Origin of the sequence: Cupriavidus basilensis (genome assembly GCF_029335485.1) — a bacterium.
Taxonomy (GTDB): domain Bacteria; phylum Pseudomonadota; class Gammaproteobacteria; order Burkholderiales; family Burkholderiaceae; genus Cupriavidus; species Cupriavidus basilensis_E.
The window spans coordinates 12,317-31,074 of sequence record NZ_JARJLM010000180.1; the positions used below are offsets into that span (position 1 = coordinate 12,317).

Sequence of the window (18,758 nt, forward strand, 5' to 3'; positions counted from 1 at the left end):
CATGCTCAGGGCTTCGGCGGCTCGCTGCCGAACCACTTCTTATAGATCACCGCGTAACGGCCATCCGCCTTTATATTCGCCAGCGCCGCGTTCACCCTCGGCACCAGGGGGCTACCCTTGGGAAAGGCCATACCGTACTGATGCGCCATCATGCGCGCGCCGACCGCCCTGGCCTTCCCCTTGCCCGCTGTCGAGATGTAATAGAGGATGTTGGGCGTGTCATGCATCGCAGCGTCCACGCGCCCGGCTTCCAGCTCCAGGTAAGCGTTATCGATGTTCGGAAACAAACGCAGCTCCGTGCCGGGGAAGTTGGCTTTGGCGTAGTCGGCGGCCGAGGTGCCTGTCTTGAGGGCGAGCGATTTGCCTTTCAGTTCCTCGGCCCCCTTGATAGGGCTGGATGCCGAAACCATCAGCGTGAAGCCGCTGTCGTAATAGCCATCCGAAAAGTCGATGACCTTCTTGCGCTCCTCCTTGATGGTGATCCCCGCGAGCGCAACGTCCACGTTCCTGGTTTGCAAGGCCGGCAGGATGCCGATGAAGTCCATCGGTTGCAGCTTGTAATCGAGCTTCAGCTCCTTTGCCACGGCGTCCCACAGATCGATGTCGAAGCCAACGTATTTTCCGCCTTGCTTGAACTCGAACGGGACGAACGCCGTATCCACCGCGACCAGCAACGATTCCGCGCGCGCAGCATGGCCCGCCAGGGAGGCCGCGGCGAGCACGGCCGCTATCAGCTTTGCCAAAAATTTCATAGGGGTGCCTTTGTTTGAGAAGACCCGGAATTCCCGCAACAAAATTTGCACAAAAACCGTCAATGCAAATCTATTTGCTTATTGTGCGATGTCGCAAAGGAGGTTGCAACCTCGGGTTTCCCCGATGCCCGGGGGCCAGGGGCCGGCAGGCGGGTGGCTATCCTACGGCTGCCGGATCCGCCGCCGATCGAATACGGCGAGCCGCCTTGCCGATAAAATTGTATGCAATAATGGGGTGCAATAAAAACTCAAACCCCGCAGCGCAGAGACACTGCCCTGCGGATTCCTTGATCTGGAGACGACATGACACTCAGCCATTCCGGCCTGACATCGCAACATACGGCGGCACTCGAGCCGATCGAGAATTACCTGAGAGCGCATATCACCGGCGATGCCGCCTACATGCGCAAGGCCTTTCATCCGGATGCCCGAATCGTCTCGTTTCGCGACGGCGCGCTGCATGCCTTGAGCGTCGATGCGTTTTCCGCGCGTTTCCAGGGTCAGCCCGCGGCCGATGAGGCGCAGCGCAAGCGCTTCATCACCCATTTCGACGTTACCGGCAACGCCGGCACCGCCAAGGTCGTACTGGAGTATCCGGAAGTGACCTTCACCGATTACATGACGCTGCTGGAAATCGACGGCGTTTGGAAAATCGTCAACAAGACCTTCAGCGCGGCGCCGCCGAAGAAATAGCCGGCTGCGCGGTCCTGCGTTGCACCAGGCGCCGCCACCCGGCGCCTGGCCTGCCTCTCGCGCGCTTGTCGCTGCGCACCGGATCACTTGCGGACTCGTCGCCGCGACGCCCTTCCCCCGGGCTTCAGAATTCCTGCTCGGAGATGGGCACTGTCTTCGTATTGCCGCCCTGCACCGTGTACAGGGTCAGCCGCACGTCACCATAGCTGATCCCGTCGGGCTGCCGGATTTCCTGCAGGACGAACCGCTCCGATCTTGAAATCGCGCCCGTGTCCAGGCTGCGGTACCGAACGTCGTAGGTGCCCGGGGCAATGTTTTCCATCTTGAAAGACGTCCCCCTCCTGATCAGGCTGAAGCGGACCGGAAGTGCGCCGCCGGCGCCGAGCGAGACCAGTTTCAGGAACACGTCGGAGGCGTTCCCGGTGTTATTGACGGTCAGCGAGGACAACCCGTTGGCACGCAGCACGGGATAGCCGGACAGGTAGCCCGAGCGGTCCGGCCATGGGTGCCCGAGCGGGGTCGCGGATGGGCGCACATAGCCCTGTTCGCGCGCTGCCGGCACCGGCATGGGGACCGGCACGAGAGCTTGCCCGGGCGCGGTGGCGATGGGGGCAGCGGACATCGGCGGATTCAGAACCTCGCCGGGAAGCGGGGGCGCCGTCGCCGTGGGCTGGCCTTGATTGCGTGCCGTGCCGGCGCATTCGCTCAAGGACGATACCAGGGCGATGCCCACGAGCAGGTACAGCAGGTAGACGAACTTCCTTGAGGCTCCCTTTGCCGTACCGGTCTGACTCGCGTTGGCCGCGTCACGGTCACCGGCCTGCCGCCCCGCGTCTTCGGCCCGGCGGACCTGTTCCGCGCGGGCTTGCGCTGCCTTCCTTCGCGCCTCGGCAGCGGAGGCGGCCGCTGCGCTTGCCCCTGCCTGGGAACGCCCCTGCGGCCGCGCTGCCGGATTCGCATGCGGATCCTGGGCCGCCGCCCTGCGCCCTTGCGCCTGCCTTGTGGCCTGCGCCGCCTCCTTGCGCTCCTGCGCGGCAATCCATGCGTCATGCTCGGCGCGCCTGGCAGGGTCGCTCAATACCTCGTAGGCAGCGTTCAGCAGGCTCATGACGCGGTGCGCCGTCTGCTGGTCGGGATTGCGGTCGGGGTGGTATTTCAGGCTCAGCGTTCGATAGGCGGCGCGAATGACCTCCGGCGGGGCATCTCGCGAGACCTTGAGGTTGTCGTAGTGAGTGTGCATTGGCACCGGGCAAGTTCGGACAGTGGCGGCAATCCGGTTAACGACACGGCATCCGGCTTCTGAACCCCGGGCCTCCCCGGTGCATAGGATAACCGCCCTCGCGCGGGGCGACTGCGGGCATCCTTGTCCTCGCCATCCGTCCAACGCGATCCCGCTCCGAAGCGGCCGCGCTGGGCAGCGCAGCGGGAAGGGAATCCGCCGTCCCTTGCGCTGGCTTGACCGCCATCAGGAACGCGCCTGTTTGGGCTTGCGGCTGCAACCGTACTGGCTAGACTGGCAGGTAGTTGGTGCGGCACGCATGCGGGCCGGCTGCTGCCCTGGCTATCCTGTCTCTCGCCCCAGGAGGTTTCTCCATGACCACGAAACAGATCGTCTTTCCCAAAGGCAGCCCGTCCTATTGCACGGCCGATCTCTCGCTCGAATGCGCAGTGACCGTGAACGGCACACCGGCCAGTTACGCGATCACCGCCGAGGCGCTGGAAGACCACTTCGGCGCCCGCTCGCACCGGGCGGAAGACCTGCTTCAGGCCTTCGAGGGGCATCGCGAGGATATCGAAGGCGTGGCCCGGCAATTGTTCGAGATCACGGCGTCGCACAATATCGTGCTGCATAGCGGGCACTTCCGCTTCGCGCTGTGAGCGCTGCCGGGCGCGTGCCGGGTGCCTGACCCGCTACGCCGTGCCGCCACGCTGCCGGCGCAGCGGACGCGCGGGCTTGGGATGCCCGGCCGCCGCATCGCCGGCCAGGCAGGCCACCACCTCGCTATCGTCGACCTGCGCAAACGCCTGGTAGTGTTCGCCGACCGCGCGAAAACTGGCGGGCGCGTACAGGCAGACCACCTCGTCCGCATGGCCCCGCACCAAGGCAAGGGAGTCCGGTGCCGCCACCGGCACCGCGCATATCAGCCGGGCGGGCTGCTGCTGCCGCGCGGCGTGCAGCGCGGCAATCATGGTGGCGCCGGTGGCAAGGCCGTCGTCCAGCACGATGACCGTACGGCCGCCGAGCGGATACGCGCTGCGCCGGGGCGTATAGAGCGCCCGGCGCTGGCGCAGCAGCGCCAGTTGCCCATTGCGCTCTTCCTCGATATACGCCGGACTGGCGCCGACCGCCTCGGCAAACGGCGTGACATAGATCCAGCCGCTCTCGTCGACCGCGCCCACCGCCAGTTCGGCGTGCCATGGCGCGCCCAGCTTCCTGACCAGCACGACGTCGAGTTCACCGCCGAGCCGGTCGGCCACGATCCTGCCCATCGGTACGGCCCCGCGCGGAATGGCCAGCACCATGGGATGCGAGCCGTGGTACGTCGAAAGCGCATCGGCCAGCCGCGCGGCGGCGTCCGCCCTGTCCTGGAACATCATGATGTCTCCTGTGCGCCGGTTGGCGCATCCTGCCGCGGCCCGGCCAGCCGCGTGGCGAACCATCCGGCCGCCAGCCGCGCCACCACTTCCAGCGCGCCCGGCTCCTCGAACAGGTGCGTGGCACCGGCAACGACCTCGAAGTGCTTCTCGCAGGACATCCATCCATACGCGCGCTGGTTCAGGTGCAGCACCTCGGTGTCCGCACCGCCGACGATCAGCAAGGTCGGCGCGGACAACGCCGTGAGGGCGTCATGGCCGGCCAGATCCGGGCGGCCGCCGCGCGACACCACGGCATCGATGCGATACCTGGCGCCGCCCATGGTCGCCGCCCGGATGGCGGCCGCGGCGCCCGTGCTCGCGCCGAAGTACCCCAGGCGCAGCTGACCAGGCTGCGCCATGCCGCAAACAGCGTCGGTAATGGCCTGCAAGCGCTGGGCCAGCAGGCCGATGTTGAAACGCTGCGCCAGCCCGACGTCCTCCTCCGGCAGCAGCAGATCGATCAGCAGCGTTGCGATGCCGGCATGATTGAGATGTCCGGCCACGTAGCGGTTGCGCGGGCTGAGCCGCGAACTGCCGCTGCCGTGCGCGAACAGCACCAGCCCGGTGGCGCGCGGCGGACAAACCAGATCGCCAGGCAACACCACCCCGCCAAGTTCGATGCCGATTTCCTGTCGCATGGATAGGTTCATCATGTCCTCGCCATTCAGTGAAGCCGTGACGCGCTCATGGATGCCCGCTGGCCATCATGCGCGGTGATCCGGACCCTGGTCCGCGGCGGCAAAGCCCACGCTTTGCGCCAGCACCACGCGCTGGTCCGGATCGAGCCGCAATGCGGCGGCCATGGCCCGCCTGTCCAGCAGGCCGCGCGCCACCGTAGCCAGGCCGGCGGAAGCACAGAACAGATAGACGTTCTGGCTGATGTAGCCGGTGTCCAGCGCCATGTAGAACTGGCGCACCAGGCTGGCCTGCTCATCCATCCTCGACAGGCGCGCCACGAATACCAGGTCCAGAGGCGCCTGCGCCACGTAGTCCTGCAGCCCGGTGGCCGCGCGCACGTCCTCGCCGCTCACCAGGCGCAGGCGCCACGCGGCCGGCTCCAGCGCATAGAGGCCGTCGGCGAGCGCCAGGTACAAATCGACCTCCTGCCAGTTGCGCGCCGATGGCGCGGTACGGTGGCTGGCTTTGGCATCGCTGATGCCGTACCCCGCCCACAACAGGTCGGAGAGCATCGCCGGCGCCAGCGGCGTCGCGGCAAAGCCGCGGGTGGATCGCCGCAGGCGCAGGGCCTGCATCAGCGGCATGCCGCCTTCCATCTGCGGCGCAGGCAGCGCGACGTACTCCGGAACCGCATCGGGTGTCACGATGGAATGTGTCATGCTGGTCTCCAGGCATTGCCGCGCTCCGGCCCTGTGCCGATGCACGCGCAGCATATCCTCCGCGCTCGGCCAGCCGATCTCCAGCTTGCCGCGATGGCGTGCATGCGGCACACCCCGGGCAGCGAAAAGACAGCTGGCCGCGCCATGTTCAGCGCCGGCCGTCCGGCCCGGCATGCATGTGTTCGTGCCGGCGCTGGCACGGCGTACAGCGCTTGGCCGCCGGATAGGCCTGCAGGCGCGGATACGGAATCGGCTCCCCGCAGTCCAGGCAGACGCCGTAGGTTTGCCTGGCCAGCCGGATCCGCGCGGCGGCGATATCGCCCAGTTCCGCGCGGTAGTGATCCACCACGGCGTCGTCCATGCGCTCCTCGGCACCCTGCTCGGCGAGATCCGCCATGTCGCTCGCTTCGGGCCCCGCGGATACGGTGCGGGCAACGTTCGCCGCGTCCATCTGGGCGCGGATCCGTTCCTCCCGGCTATCCAGCAGAATGGCCAGGCTGTTGCGTTGCGCTTGGGTCAATTCCGGCATCGTGGTCTCCTGCGCGCATCGATGCGCGTCCATTCCATTCTGCGATGACGCCGGGCGATCGGTTTGCGCTGGATCAAGCGTTGCCGCGTCGCCTGGTTAATACTCAGACCAACGCCAGGCCGCGCGGGTTGCGCGCCTGCCGCCGCTGCGCGGCGAGTGAGCCCGGAAACACCCGAGCGCCGCGATGCGGCAGGGACGGCATACCCGCCGCCGTCCATGACGCGACGCCAGGCGCACTGCCCAAGCATGATCTGGCGCAAGCCCGGGCCTGAACCAGCGCGTATGCTGAGGCCTGCCCGGCAACCGCCCCGACCACGATGAGCATCCACAACCTAGAGCATCTGTTTCATCCGCGTTCGGTCGCGGTGATCGGCGCGTCCGAACGCCCGCACAGCGTCGGCGCGACCGTGTTCGCCAACCTGCACGCCGGCGGCTTTGGCGGCCCGGTGTATGCGGTGAACCCGAAATACCGCGCGCTGGATGGCCGGCCCTGCTACCGCTGCGTCGCCGCGCTGCCCGAGGTGCCCGAACTGGCCGTGATCTGTACCCCGCCCGCTACCGTGCCGGGCCTGATCGCCGAACTCGGCGAGCGCGGCACGCGGGCGGCGGTGGTCCTCACCGCCGGACTGGCGCACGCGTCCGGCGCCCGCCGGCAAACGCGGCAGGAGGCGATGCTCGGCGCGGCCAGGCCGTATCGGCTGCGCATCCTCGGCCCCAACTGCGTGGGGCTGATGGTGCCGGGGCTGGGGCTGAATGCCAGCTTTGCGCATGCGTCCGCCCTGCCCGGCAAGCTCGCCTTCGTCTCGCAGTCCGGCGCGCTGACCACGGCGGTGCTTGACTGGGCGAGATCGCGCCAGATTGGTTTCTCGCACTTCATCTCGCTGGGAGACAGCGCCGACATCGACCTGGCGGACGTGCTCGACTACCTCGGCAGCGACCCGGGCACGCAATCCATCCTGCTCTATGTGGAAGCGGTCAGGTCCGGCCGCAAGTTCATGTCCGCCGCGCGCGCGGCGGCGCGCAACAAGCCGGTGCTGATCATCAAGGCCGGCCGCGTTCCGGAAGGCGCCAAGGCCGCCACCTCGCATACCGGCGCGCTGGCCGGTGCCGACGATATCTACGACGCCGCGATACGCCGCGCCGGCATGCTGCGCGTGCACTCGACCGAGGAAATGTTCGACGCGGCGGAAACGCTGGCGCGCGCGCGGCCGCTTGCCGGCGAGCGCCTGGCGATCATGAGCAACGGTGGCGGCGCGGGTGTGATGGCCACCGACGCCCTGATCCTGGGCGGCGGCCGGCTAGCCGCGCCCGGCGCCGGCACCGTGGCGCAGCTGGACGCGGCGCTGCCGCCCACGCGGTCGCACGGCAACCCCGTCGATATCGTCGGCGACGCGCCCGTCGAGCGCTACCTCGACACCCTGAAGATACTCGGGGCCGACCCGGGCAGCGACGCCATCCTGCTTATCCATGCGCCCACGGCGATGGTGCCCGGCAGCGAGATCGCCATGGCGCTCACCGGCGCGCCGGCGGCGGCGTCCCGGCCCGTCTTCACGTGCTGGATGGGCGGAGACGCCGTGTCGCGCGCCCGCCAGATCTGCCGCAATGCCGGCCTGCCTACCTATGACACGCCGGAACAGGCGGTGCGCGGCTTTCTCCAGGCGGTGGCCTACGGCCGCAACCAGGAACTCCTGATGGAAACGCCGCCCTCGGTCGCGGCCGGCCCCGAGCCGGACAGCGAACGGGCACGCCAGTGCGTCCGCGCGGCGCTGGCCGCCGGCCGCGCCATGTTGACCGAGCCCGAGGCCAGGACGGTGCTGGGAGCCTATGGCATCCCGGTGGTGGAAACCCGCGCCGCCGGCGATATCGATGCCGCCGTCGCCGCCGCCGAGGCCATCGGCTTTCCGGTGGCCGCGAAGATCATGTCGCGGGACATCACGCACAAGTCGGATGTCGGCGGCGTTGCGCTGGACCTGCAGTCGGCCGCCCAGTTGCGGCAGGCCCTGGAACGCATGCAGGCCCGCATCCGCGCCGAGCGGCCGGATGCCCGGCTGGACGGGTTCACGGTGCAGCGCATGATCATCCGGCCGGGTGCGTTCGAACTGATCCTCGGCGCCACCACCGACCCGGTATTCGGGCCGGTGGTGCTGTTCGGCCAGGGCGGTACGGCCGCCGAGCGCATCGGCGACCGCGCCATCGCCCTGCCGCCGCTGAACGTCAACCTGGCGAAGGAGCTGGTCGGCCGCACCCGCATTGCCGGACTGCTGGCCGGCTACCGCGACCGGCCCGCGATCGACCATGACGCGCTGTACCAGACGCTGATGCAGCTGTCGCAACTGCTGTGCGACCTGCCGGAGATCGTCGAACTGGACATCAATCCGCTGCTGGCCGACAGCGCCGGCGTGCTCGCGCTCGACGCACGCATCGGCGTGGCCCCGGCCGCGCAGCCAGGCGCCGCCCGCCTGGCGATACGTCCCTATCCCAAGGAGCTGGAGGAGACGGTGACATGGCGCGGCGCACCGCTGCTGCTGCGCCCGGTGCATCCGGAAGACGAGCCGGCATACGAGGCATTCTTTGCCGCCATGACGCCGGAGGATATCCATATGCGCTTCTTCTGCATGATCCGCCAGCCGGCCCACAGCCAGCTCGCGCGCATGACGCAGATCGACTACGCGCGCGAAATGGCATTCGTCGCAATCGGCGCGGCGGATGGCGGCCAGCCGGCCATCCTGGGAGAAGCACGGGCCGTAACCGACCCCGACAACCTGCGCGCCGAGTTCGCCGTGGCCGTGCGCTCCGACTGCAAGCACCGCGGCATCGGCGGCCTCCTGATGAACAAGCTGGTGGCCTACTGCCGCGCGCGCGGCACGCGGGAACTGGTGGGCACCACGCTGGCAACCAATACGGCGATGCTCAGGCTGGCCAGCACCAGCGGCATCCATGTGGTACGCAACGGGCAGCCCGCCAGCGATGGCGTTGAACTGAGCCTGGTGCTGGCGCAGCCGGATGCCGGCGACGCGACTCCGCGTAACGGCTCGCGGCCCGTGGCAATATGAATCATGTCCGCGAGCAGCCAGGCGCGGGGTACCCCACGAACGGGGGTCTCCCGATCGGAGCGGCGAAACCGTAGAGTTGGAATCAGGAAAATTCGCGTCGTTGCCACGCATTCAATTCAATTCGATTCGATCGCACGGAAAGGAAACATGGCCAAAGTGAAAGTCGAGAAATTCGTCGACGGCAAGCACGAGACATCGTTCAGCGTTCCCACCTCGGTCCTGCGCGTGGCCAACACGCTCCTGCCGGAATCCGCGCTGGGTTCGCTCGCAGGCATCGGCCTCGATGTGCGGGAAATCCTGGCGGCGACGGACAAGGGCATGGCCTACGAGACATCCATCGATGTCCGCGAGCACGGCATCAGCAAGACGGTCGTGGTGTCACTGGCCTAGTCCGGCCGGCGAAATGAAGCCGACGCAGACCGCAGGCTACTCGCCATAGAGGGCGCGATACTGCGACGGCGTGAGCGCCGGCATCGATTTCGCATTGCAGGTCGTCGCGCTGATACGCGGCGCGGCGCAGGCCAGGGAGATCGAACTGCTGCTGGAGTACGCGCCGGAGCCGCCTTTCCGGTGCGGGCGCCCGGAGCTGGTGGGCGCCGGGACAACCGCTCGCGTCAGGCAGCGCCTGGCCGATGCCGCAGCTCGGGGCCGCGGGCTCAGGACAGCGCGAGCTTGTCGATGACCTTGGTCACGCCCGGAGCCGAATACGCGGCGCCGATGGCCGCTTGCCGTTCCTGCGGCGAATCCACCCGTCCTTCCAGCGTCACGACGCTGCCCAGTATCTCGACGCGGATATGGCGCGCCTCGCGTTCCGCATGCCGCTGCAACGCCGCTTCGATCCGCCTGGCCACGTCCGGCGGTGCGATGCGCGGCTTGATCGTGATCTCGTTGAGCACGCCGGCCACGCCGCGCAGATGGCTGACGGAACGCTCGGCCAGTTCGCGCTGGTAGGGCCATTCCACCTCGCCTGCCAGCGAAATCCAGCCTTTCTCGACCCGCACCCTGATACCCGTCGAAGGCAGGCTCGCATGCCATTGCAGCGCTGCGCGGGCGGCTTCGGCGATGGCTTCGTCGTCATGCACGCCGGGCAGCCGCACATCGAGCTCCACCACCACCGCCTTGACGCCCGCCACGCGTTCGGCGGCACGTTCCGCCGCCAGTTTTTCGGTGTAGGAGCGCAGGTGGCCGCTCAGGGTCACCACCCCGTGACTGACTTCCACGCCGACCGAGGCGGCGTCTATCGCAGGATCCCAGTCGAGTTCGTCGCTTACGTCCTGCCTGATCTGCAGATCGGTCTTCATCTGTCCTCTCCTTGCCTTGACGATACCGGCGCCAGACACACCCCGGCGCAGCCGCTCTCTCAGCTTAGGCGCCACGGGTACCGCCCGTTGACACGCGTCAAGCGCGGTGGCCGGCACCGTCAATGCGAGAACAGCACAGGAACGGTCATGCAGTCCAGCAGCGTTCTGGTCACGCCGCCCAGCACCAGTTCGCGGAAGCGGCTGTGTCCGTAGGCGCCGGCCACGATGAGATCGGCTTGCACATCCGCCGCCGCCGACAGCAGCCGCTCGCCGATATCGGCCCGCGCGGCGGGCGCAAGGTGCTGCACATCGGCGCTCACGCCATGCGCCACCAGCCAGCTCACGGCGTACTCGGGCGGTGCGCTCCATTCGTCGTCGGAGTTGCCCGCCGCGGCGCAGCAAGCCAGGGTCACTGCCCGCGCCTTGCGCAGCAACGGCAGCGCATCGAGGATCGCGCGCGCGGCCTCGCGGCCGCCGTCCCAGCACACCAGCACGCGGCTGCCTATGGCCGCAAACCGTCCGACACGGGGAATCGCCAGCACAGGCCGGCCGCTGCCCAGCACGATCGACTCGACAAAGTCCTGCGCCACGAAGGCGGCCGGGTCCGCCGGATCGTCCTGCCCGACTACCAGCAAGTCCGCCAGGCGTGCCTCGCGCTGGCCGATAGCCAGGGGATGCCCGTCGAAAGCATGCCATTTCGCCGCGATCGGCAACGCTTCGGTCGCGCGGTCGAAGGCGCGGCGCACCACCTCGCAGTCTTGCTGGTGCCTGGCGCGAATGTCAGCCAGATAGCGCACGCCGTCGGGCAGCCGGTAAACCCAGGCCGGATCCGGGCGCTGGCTGGCAATCATGCCGATCAGCGCGGCATGGTGCGTGGCTGCCAGTTGCGCGGCGACCTCCAGCCGATGATGGGACCTGCGGCTGGGATCGAGCAGTACCATGATGGTGGCGTAGGACATGATGAAACTCCACAAACCGGGCGGGCAGGTAGTTGGTGGCGGCAAGGGCAAGGGCAAGGGCCATGCCGGAGCACTCGGGTCCACCTCAGTATCGGCCGGATGGAGGCGGGCGGCTTGATCCAGCGCAAGCCCTGTGTCGCGTGGCGGGCGAAGGCCGGCCCGGTTGCGCTTGCACCGTGGCTTGCGCCGGCCGGGCGCCGGAACGGTAACGACGGCGGATCGTGCGCGCCGGCTATGCGGCGCCAGGCTCGGCGCCGGCTATCGATTGCAACAGCCAGCCATTGGCCAGCGCAACCAGATCCTCTATCGCGGCGGGCTCCTCGAAGACCCGGCCCGCCCCCGCCACCAGCCGCAGTTGCCTGGGGCAATGCAATGCCGCGAATGCCAGGTCGTTCACCCGGATCCCCTCGGGATCGCCTGCGCCGATCACAAGCAGGGTGGGTATGGCCACATTGCGCAGGCTTTCCGCGCCGGCCAGATCCGGCCGTCCCGCCGCGAGCACGAGCGAGCGCAGTCGATTGCCCGCCTCCCCGGCCACCCGTAGTGCGGCGGCGGCGGCAGTGCCGGTGCCGAAGCAGGCCAGCGGCACGGCAGGCAGGCGCAGCCGCGCCAGCACGAGGCCGGGCACCGCCTGCATCACTTTGCGCAGCCGCCCCGTCAGCAGCGCGACATCCTGGCGCTTGTCCTTGCGCATCGGCTCGCGTGGCGCGATCAGGTCCACCAGCAGCGTAGCGAGCCGGCTGGCATTCAGCTTCCTCGCCACATATTGGTTGCGCACCGTGTGCTCGCCGTGGCCGTTGGCCTGCACCATCAGCACCAGGCCAGCCGGGTTGGCCGGTGCATCGAGTACGCCGTGCAACACCGCCCCGCCGCAGTCGATGTCCACCGGCATGGCATCCGCCAGCGCCCTGCCGCCCTCGGCGCCGGCGGTTGCCGCATCGTGCCGCAGGAGCATGCGGACCTCGGCATCCCCCACCTCGGGAAAGCAATGGTAGAGATGGCTGATATCGGGGCCCAGCCCGGCCACCCGCAAACACACGATTTCGTCCGCGTAGGGCCTGACAGCCGCCAGGCCGTCCGCCAGGCCTGCCGGAACGGCACACACCACGCGCGCCGGATGCTGCCTGCGCACCATGTGGATCGCTGCCATCATGGTGGCGCCGGTCGCGAGGCCATCGTCGGCCAGGATCACGATGCGGCCGCGCGGATCGGGGCGCGGGCGATGCGATGTGTAGATCGCGCATTGCTGCCGCAGCCGGTCCAGCTTTGCCACCTGTTCCTTCGCCACGTCGGCGGGATCGGGCTGGCCGCCCGCCGGGCCATCGAGGAGATAGGTCCAGCCATGCTCGGTGATGGCGCCGATCGTTGCCGCGGCATTGCCGGGGAGGGCAAGCCGGCTGACCAGCGCCACATCCAGGTCGCCCGCCAGCGCATCCGCGAGTTCGCGCCCGAGCGGGACGCCGCCGTTCGGAATGGCAAGCACCAGCGGGCTTTGCCCGCGGTAGGCATGCAGCGCCCCGGCGAGTTGTGCCGCGGCATCCTCCCGGCTCTCGAAGCGGGCAAGTGGTGTGTTCATCGGCTTGCTCCCATCCCTGGCGCGGCGGCGCGCCTCGCCGCAACGCGCCGCGGCCGGCTTCCGGGCAGCACCGGCCCGGCTTGCGCCCAGCTTATGCCGTTGTCGGCGCCATTGCTTGCGCTATGTCAAGGACGTTCGCCGGGACGTTCACCGGCCACGAGGCCGGCAGCGCGCGCCGGCTTCCATCGATGGAAATGTGCCGCAGCGGACAGCCGCGCAACACGAGAACCCGCACGCAAGCGCCGCCCATGACCGGCCCCGGCAGCCGGCGGGTGGTGCCGATGGCGGGCCGCGAGGCCTTTGCCAGGCTGTTCAAGCATCGGCGCACGGGCGCCAGCCTCGGCAATGTGCTCCCCGCGCCATCATGGCGCCTGCGCCTGCCCGTCTCCTGCATCCCGTCCACCACCCGGCGAATGCCGGGGACCATGACGCTTTGCCTGGTTCCTGCCCGCGGCTGGCCCGCCAGCGGCGATATGTACGGCTTGCGCCATCCGGCCCGGCCTTGATACGGGTCAACCGGCATGCGCGCACCCTGTCTATAGTGGGTGGTGGGAGACGATCCGCCAACCGCACCACGCGTCACGCACCACCCCGCCATGCCGCACCGGACAGCCTCCGTCCCGCCGCATCGGCTTCGCATGCAACCGCCAGGAGAACCCCATGAACGACGTCCGCGATTTTTCCGTCCACCGCGCCGCCCTGACGCACGATATCAACGTCTTGCTGGCCGATGTGCAGGCCTTCCTGCGCGATGCAGCCGCCGAGGCCGGCGATCAGACCGCCCAGACACGCGAGCAGTTCAAGGCACGGCTGGGCACACTGCAATCGCGCCTGCAGGAATTGCAGGCGCAAGGCCGCGCGCAGTTCCGGGATCTGGCCCAGGCCGGCGACGAGTACGCCCATGCGCACCCATGGCGCGTGCTTGGCGCGGGCGTTGCCATCGGTGCTGCCTGCGGCGCGCTGTCCATGCTGGCGCTCGGGCGCCGCGGCTAGCCGTGGCGGCAGTCCCGGAGTCCTTGTCAGGCCGCAACCTCGACCTGGGGCTTCTGGCGGTTTCCGCGCTCACGCTGATCGCGGGCTCGCTGCTGTACTGGTCCGGATCCGCCGCGCTCGCCCGACTCGCATGGCTGGCCGGCGTATTGCCGATCCTGCTGACGCTGACCGCCAGCAGCCTCCTGGCGGTCTGGCGCCGCCAGGCCGGGGTCGATGTGCTGGCGCTGCTCGCCATCGGCTTCGCCTGGCTGCTGGGCGAGCACTTTGCCTCGGCGGTCATCGCCTTGATGCTGGCCAGCGGGCGGGCGCTGGAGAGTTACGCGCAAGCGCGCGCCTCGAACGAGATGCGCGCGCTGCTGCGGCACGCCCCGCGCGAAGCCAGCCGGCATGAGGACGGCGAGTGGCGGACCGTGCCGCTGGACCGTGTGCTTGCCGGCGACCGGCTGCTGGTGCGTACGGGCGAGGTGGTCCCTGTCGATGGCTCGCTGATACAGGCCGCCGAACTCGACGAATCCACGCTGACCGGCGAAGCCATGCCGCAGCACCGCGAGCCAGGCGAGCCACTGCGCAGCGGCACGGTGAACGCGGGAGCGCCGTTCGAGATGCTCGCCGGCGCCACGGCGGCGGACAGCACCTACTCGGGCATCGTCCGCCTCGTGGCGGCAGCGCAACAAAGCCGCAGCCCGTGGACCCGCATGGCAGACCGTTACGCCTTGCTGCTGGTGCCGCTGGCGCTGGCCGTGGCGGGCGCTGCCTGGCTGATGACCGGCGACGCACACCGCGCGCTGGCGGTACTGGTGGTCGCCACGCCCTGCCCGCTGATCCTGGCGGTGCCGGTGGCGATCGTCTGCGGCATGTCGCGCAGCGCCCGCCGGGGCATCCTGGTCAAGAGCGGGGCCGCGCTCGAGAAGCTGGCGCAAAGCCGCATCCTGTTCTTCGACAAGACGGGCACCCTGACCGCCGGCCAGGCGCGCCTGGCCGCTATCGAAGCGGCCCCGGGATACGCCCCCGACACCGTGCTCCGCCTGGCTGCCTCGCTGGCCCAGGCGTCGGTGCATGTGAGCTCGCGCGCGCTGGTGGCCGCCGCGCGCGAGCGCGGTCTGGCACTGGCATTGCCGCGCGAAGTCCACGAAACACCCGGCGCCGGCCTGGGCGGAATGGTCGATGGGCGCGCGGTCAGGATAGGCTCGCTTGCCCACGCCTCGCCAGCGAGCGCCGCCGCGCCGTGGATCGCGGCGTTGCTGCGGCGGCTGAGCCACGAGGGTGCCTCCGCCGTGTTCCTCGGCGTCGATGGTGTCACGCTGGGGGCGGTACAGCTGGCAGACCGGATCCGGCTTGAAACGCCACGGGCCATCAGGATGCTGAGGCAGGCCGGGATCCAGCGCATGGCGATGCTCACCGGCGACCGCGACGACGTAGCGCAGATGACCGGTGCCATGCTCGGCGTCACGGAAGTGCTGGCCCGGCAAACGCCCGCGCAGAAGCTCGCAGCCATCCGCGAGGCGCAGCGCCATGGCACCGTCGTGATGGTCGGGGATGGCGTCAACGACGCGCCCGCGCTGGCCGCCGCCGACGTTGGCGTGGCGATGGGCGCGGCGGGCGCCGCCGCGTCGGCCGAAGCCGCGGACGTGGTCCTGCTGGTCGATCGCCTGGACCGGCTGGCCGAGGCCATCGGGATCGCCCGGCGCACGCACCGCATCGCGCTGCAGAGTGTGGTGGCAGGCATGGCGCTGTCGCTGATCGCCATGATGGCAGCGGCCTTTGGCTATCTGCCGCCGCTCGCCGGCGCCGTGCTGCAGGAACTGATCGACGTGGCAGTCATCCTGAACGCACTGCGGGCGCTCAGGGCGGGGCCGGAGGGGCGGCCTGCCAGCATCCCGCAGGCCCAGGCACGCAGGCTGCAGTCCGAGCACGACGACCTGGAGCAGGTGCTCGACCAGGTGAGATGGCTGGCGGACAGCGTAGCAAGCCTGCCCAGGGAGATCGCTTGCGCCAGACTCGCGCAGCTGAACCAGGCGCTGCGCGAGCAATTGCTCGCGCATGAGCTTCGCGACGACGCCAGCCTGTATCCGGAGCTGGCCCGGTTGCTGGGCGGCAGCGATCCGATGGCCGCGCTGTCCGGCGGGCACCGCGAGATATTCCGCCTGATATGCATGCTGGAACGCATCGCCGCCGACCAGCCGGCCGAGGGGCTGGACCAGGAAAGCACACCGGAGGTGCGCCGCTTGCTGTACGAACTCAACGCGATCCTGCGCTTGCATTTCGCACAGGAAGACGAGCTCTATCATGCGCTGGGAGACGCCTGACGGCGGCGGCAAAGCGGGGGGGCGGCCGGCGTCAATCTCAGCGCGGCGGCATTGCCTGCGAAGCAAGTGCTGTACCGGTGCAGGCAATGCGGCCGCGCCTCACGCCTTCAGGAGTCAGACCATGTACCGTCATCGCCCTTTGCGAGCCCGATGGGCCGGGATGCTGGCCTGCCTGTGCACCTCCACGCTGCTGGCGGCGCCCTATGGGGCCAACCCGCCCCAGGTCCGGGATCACGACGGCATCGCCTATATCTCCGGCGGCATCGGCAGCGACGAGGCCGGACAACTGCGCGCCATGGCCTCCCGTTTCAACGTGCATATGCGCTTTGTCGACGCCCGCACGGGCGAGTCGATGTCCGATGTGGCCGTGGTGGTGGTGGACACCCAGGGCAAGAAACGGCTCTCCCTCGTCACCGAGGGCCCGCTGCTCTACCTGAAGCTGCATCCCGGCACCTACCGCGCCTATGTCACTTACCAGGGCAGCACGCAGGCCAGGCCATTCACCGCGGGAAGCAAGCCCGTGGCCCTGGCCTTCCGCCTCGCGGTGAATGAGGCCGAGCGCTCCTGGCTCTACTGCGCCAGCCAGTGCACGCGCTCGCAGCGGTAGCCCCGCCATTGGCGCGCGCGATGCCTTTGCCATGGATCAAGGCTGCGGACAACCATCGGGCTATAGTCGAACCGCGAGATCGATCGTTCGGTTACCCGGCGCGAACGGGCCAGCGACGCGACGCGCAGCCACCTTATCGATGAAAAAAGGGAGTACGCCGTGCGAGCCAATATCGGAACCATTGACCGGACCCTCAGGATTGTCGTCGGCCTGACCCTGATCGGACTTGCCATCACCGGCACCATCGGCGTGTGGGGATGGATCGGCGTGATTCCCATCCTGACCGGGCTTGTCCGCATCTGCCCTCTCTACAGCGTGCTCGGCATCAGGACATGCCCGGCCTCGGGCGGCAAGGCCGGCTAGCGCAGTCCTGAGCCTGGCACGGCGCTGCCATCAGCGCCAGGCAAGGAGCGCCAGGGCGGCGCTCCAGGTCGCGGCGGCGGCCAGTAACAGCCCGCTGCCGACGCGCCAGGCAAAAGTACGCCCGCCTGCCGCTGCCACCACGATCTTGGTCAGGGTGTTGGCGGAGAATGCCGCCAGCACGGGCCAGACCGCGGCCTCGGCGGACAGGCGTCCCGCCGCCACCTGAGCGGCGACCGATACCGTCGCGGCGTGCGCATCGGCAAACCCGCCGGCCACCGCCACGCCAAGCAGCAGCCCGGGCCCGAACCATGCGCGGCTTGCGGCGTTGGCGAGCAGCAGCAGCGCCATCAGCAGCACGAAACCCGCGGCCACCCGCCAGTCAATGGACGGGCCGGCCAGCTGCGCGCGGTCTTGCGCGGCCGGCTGGCGGGCCGCCCGCCAGAGCCAGACGCCCGCGTAAAGCAGCATTGCGGCCAGTCCGGCCGCGAGCGGCAGCGCCAGCACCCGGAATGCGGCCGCGCTGGTTGCGGCAAGCAACAGCAGCATCTGCGCAAAGGTGGCCACGCTGGAGAGCAAGGCGGCCGCCACCGCCGCATCATGGGTGCCAGGCGCCTTGCGCACCATCGCCGCCATCGAGCCGATGGTCGCCACGCTGGAGACAAAGCCGCCGAACAAGCCGGTCAGCGGCAGCCCCGCCTTTTCCCCGAACAGGCGCGTGGCGACATGCCCGGCCGCGCCCATCAGCATCACCAGCACCGCCACCAGCCAGAGCGTGCGCGGGTTCCATGCATCGAGCGGCCCCATGTACCGGTCCGGCAGCAAGGGCCAGATCACCAGGGTGGCGGCAGCGAGCATCAGGGCATCGCTCACTTCCTGCCGCGTCAGCGCATCGCGCACCAGCCGGTGCAGGGTTGCCTTGCCATGCAGCAGGATCACCAGCACCGTGGCGATGCCCGCGGCAAGCGCGGGCTGCGAGACGGCGAGCGCGCCGAGCAGCACCGCGCACAGCAGCGCGATTTCGGTGGTCAGCCCCGGATCCCTGTCCGCGGTGTGGCGGTACCCGACGGCGGCGAGTACGGCCACCGCCAGCAGTACCGCCGGCAGCAATCCGGCTTCAGGCAGGAACGCGCCCAGCGCGCCGCTCACGCTGGCAATGGCAAACGTGCGCAGGCCGGCGGAGGCCTCGCCGCCCTCCGCTGCCTGGCTGCGCTCCCGCTCCAGCCCGAACCCCAGGCCGATCCCCAAAGCGACGCAAAAGACAACCACCGTTTGATTCATGCCGGCTTCCCGAAGCAACAGCGAACAAGAAAACAAGAAAACAAGAAAACAAGAAAACAAGAAAGACAGGACAGGCAAGCACGAACAGAGTGAAAAGGGGCAGGCGCAATGCCGGCGTGCTTGCCTACAGTCTGGACCATGCATGCGCGACATGCTTGATGCGTCGCAAGCTTGATGCTCGCCGCCACTGGCCGTTGGCACCCCAGCGATGCCACGCCAGGCGCCCGTGCGCGCGCCAGCCCCTAAGCTTGATGCGGATCAACAAGCGCGAGCGCCACCGCCCTAGAATCATCTGACGGGCCAAACGCGTGCATGGCATCGCATGCATGGCGCCCACCCTGTTCCACGGCGGCAAACCCAGGACGGCTCCGGTG

19 protein-coding genes are annotated in these 18,758 nt (G+C 68.9%); 9 read left to right on the forward strand and 10 right to left on the reverse strand.

Annotation, left to right across the window (positions count from 1 at the left end; all coding sequences use genetic code 11):
• Nucleotides 1-5 precede the first annotated feature (5 nt).
• Nucleotides 6-752: a glutamine ABC transporter substrate-binding protein GlnH gene (gene glnH / locus P3W85_RS10570; RefSeq protein WP_276264771.1), complete on the reverse strand. Its 747-nt coding sequence runs from the start codon at nt 750-752 to the stop codon at nt 6-8.
• A gap of 303 nt (nt 753-1,055) precedes the next feature.
• Between glnH and P3W85_RS10575 the strand changes: the two genes are divergently transcribed.
• The gene (locus P3W85_RS10575; protein ID WP_017225497.1) at nt 1,056-1,445 is read left to right on the forward strand and encodes a nuclear transport factor 2 family protein; all 390 of its coding nucleotides are present in this window, start codon (nt 1,056-1,058) and stop codon (nt 1,443-1,445) included.
• Between the two features lie 124 nt (nt 1,446-1,569).
• Here the strand turns inward: P3W85_RS10575 and P3W85_RS10580 are convergent, their stop codons facing one another.
• Nucleotides 1,570-2,685: a J domain-containing protein gene (locus tag P3W85_RS10580; RefSeq protein ID WP_276264772.1), complete on the reverse strand. Its 1,116-nt coding sequence runs from the start codon at nt 2,683-2,685 to the stop codon at nt 1,570-1,572.
• A 353-nt stretch (nt 2,686-3,038) separates the two neighbouring features.
• Between P3W85_RS10580 and P3W85_RS10585 the strand changes: the two genes are divergently transcribed.
• Nucleotides 3,039-3,323 (forward strand): DUF1488 domain-containing protein, encoded by a 285-nt coding sequence (locus P3W85_RS10585; protein WP_017224876.1) that lies wholly within the window; start codon nt 3,039-3,041, stop codon nt 3,321-3,323.
• 33 nt (nt 3,324-3,356) lie between these two features.
• Here P3W85_RS10585 and P3W85_RS10590 read toward each other — a convergent pair whose 3' ends face one another.
• The 4 genes from P3W85_RS10590 to P3W85_RS10605 form a co-directional block, all read right to left on the reverse strand.
• Nucleotides 3,357-4,043: a phosphoribosyltransferase gene (locus tag P3W85_RS10590; protein ID WP_276264751.1), complete on the reverse strand. Its 687-nt coding sequence runs from the start codon at nt 4,041-4,043 to the stop codon at nt 3,357-3,359.
• Nucleotides 4,040-4,732 carry a dienelactone hydrolase family protein gene (locus P3W85_RS10595; RefSeq protein ID WP_430869523.1) on the reverse strand — a complete coding sequence of 231 codons (693 nt, stop codon included), beginning with the start codon at nt 4,730-4,732 and terminating at the stop codon, nt 4,040-4,042. Before P3W85_RS10595 ends, P3W85_RS10590 begins: the two co-directional genes overlap by 4 nt.
• A 54-nt stretch (nt 4,733-4,786) precedes the next feature.
• On the reverse strand, nt 4,787-5,419 hold the full coding sequence (locus P3W85_RS10600) for a SagB/ThcOx family dehydrogenase (RefSeq protein ID WP_276264753.1): 633 nt from the start codon (nt 5,417-5,419) through the stop codon (nt 4,787-4,789).
• Between the two features lie 148 nt (nt 5,420-5,567).
• Complete coding sequence (locus P3W85_RS10605; protein WP_017228473.1) at nt 5,568-5,948, reverse strand: TraR/DksA family transcriptional regulator; 381 nt, start codon at nt 5,946-5,948, stop codon at nt 5,568-5,570.
• Nucleotides 5,949-6,265: 317 nt separating this feature from the next.
• On the opposite strand from P3W85_RS10605, the gene P3W85_RS10610 reads away from it, so the two are divergent.
• Both P3W85_RS10610 and P3W85_RS10615 read left to right on the forward strand, forming a co-directional pair.
• Entirely contained in the window at nt 6,266-9,001 is a 2,736-nt protein-coding gene (locus P3W85_RS10610) for a bifunctional acetate--CoA ligase family protein/GNAT family N-acetyltransferase (protein ID WP_276264754.1), read from the forward strand.
• 147 nt (nt 9,002-9,148) lie between these two features.
• On the forward strand, nt 9,149-9,391 hold the full coding sequence (locus tag P3W85_RS10615) for a hypothetical protein (protein ID WP_017231261.1): 243 nt from the start codon (nt 9,149-9,151) through the stop codon (nt 9,389-9,391).
• A 266-nt stretch (nt 9,392-9,657) separates the two neighbouring features.
• Here P3W85_RS10615 and P3W85_RS10620 read toward each other — a convergent pair whose 3' ends face one another.
• The 3 genes from P3W85_RS10620 to P3W85_RS10630 form a co-directional block, all read right to left on the reverse strand.
• Nucleotides 9,658-10,302 carry a BON domain-containing protein gene (locus P3W85_RS10620; RefSeq protein ID WP_276264755.1) on the reverse strand — a complete coding sequence of 215 codons (645 nt, stop codon included), beginning with the start codon at nt 10,300-10,302 and terminating at the stop codon, nt 9,658-9,660.
• A 119-nt stretch (nt 10,303-10,421) separates the two neighbouring features.
• Complete coding sequence (locus P3W85_RS10625; protein WP_276264756.1) at nt 10,422-11,261, reverse strand: universal stress protein; 840 nt, start codon at nt 11,259-11,261, stop codon at nt 10,422-10,424.
• A 232-nt stretch (nt 11,262-11,493) separates the two neighbouring features.
• Nucleotides 11,494-12,837, reverse strand: a complete 1,344-nt coding sequence (locus P3W85_RS10630; protein ID WP_276264757.1) for a phosphoribosyltransferase — start codon at nt 12,835-12,837, stop codon at nt 11,494-11,496.
• 122 nt (nt 12,838-12,959) lie between these two features.
• On the opposite strand from P3W85_RS10630, the gene P3W85_RS10635 reads away from it, so the two are divergent.
• The 5 genes from P3W85_RS10635 to P3W85_RS10655 all read left to right on the forward strand — a co-directional run bounded on the left by P3W85_RS10635 (nt 12,960) and on the right by P3W85_RS10655 (nt 17,106).
• Nucleotides 12,960-13,343 carry a hypothetical protein gene (locus P3W85_RS10635; protein ID WP_276264758.1) on the forward strand — a complete coding sequence of 128 codons (384 nt, stop codon included), beginning with the start codon at nt 12,960-12,962 and terminating at the stop codon, nt 13,341-13,343.
• Between the two features lie 154 nt (nt 13,344-13,497).
• Nucleotides 13,498-13,830, forward strand: coding sequence for a DUF883 family protein (locus P3W85_RS10640; RefSeq protein ID WP_017225048.1), 333 nt, complete (start codon nt 13,498-13,500; stop codon nt 13,828-13,830).
• A gap of 23 nt (nt 13,831-13,853) precedes the next feature.
• Nucleotides 13,854-16,136: a heavy metal translocating P-type ATPase gene (locus tag P3W85_RS10645; protein WP_276264759.1), complete on the forward strand. Its 2,283-nt coding sequence runs from the start codon at nt 13,854-13,856 to the stop codon at nt 16,134-16,136.
• Between the two features lie 121 nt (nt 16,137-16,257).
• On the forward strand, nt 16,258-16,743 hold the full coding sequence (locus tag P3W85_RS10650; protein WP_276264760.1) for a hypothetical protein: 486 nt from the start codon (nt 16,258-16,260) through the stop codon (nt 16,741-16,743).
• A gap of 159 nt (nt 16,744-16,902) precedes the next feature.
• Nucleotides 16,903-17,106: a YgaP family membrane protein gene (locus tag P3W85_RS10655; RefSeq protein WP_017223825.1), complete on the forward strand. Its 204-nt coding sequence runs from the start codon at nt 16,903-16,905 to the stop codon at nt 17,104-17,106.
• 30 nt (nt 17,107-17,136) lie between these two features.
• Here P3W85_RS10655 and P3W85_RS10660 read toward each other — a convergent pair whose 3' ends face one another.
• Nucleotides 17,137-18,384, reverse strand: a complete 1,248-nt coding sequence (locus tag P3W85_RS10660; protein ID WP_276264761.1) for an MgtC/SapB family protein — start codon at nt 18,382-18,384, stop codon at nt 17,137-17,139.
• Nucleotides 18,385-18,758 lie beyond the last annotated feature (374 nt).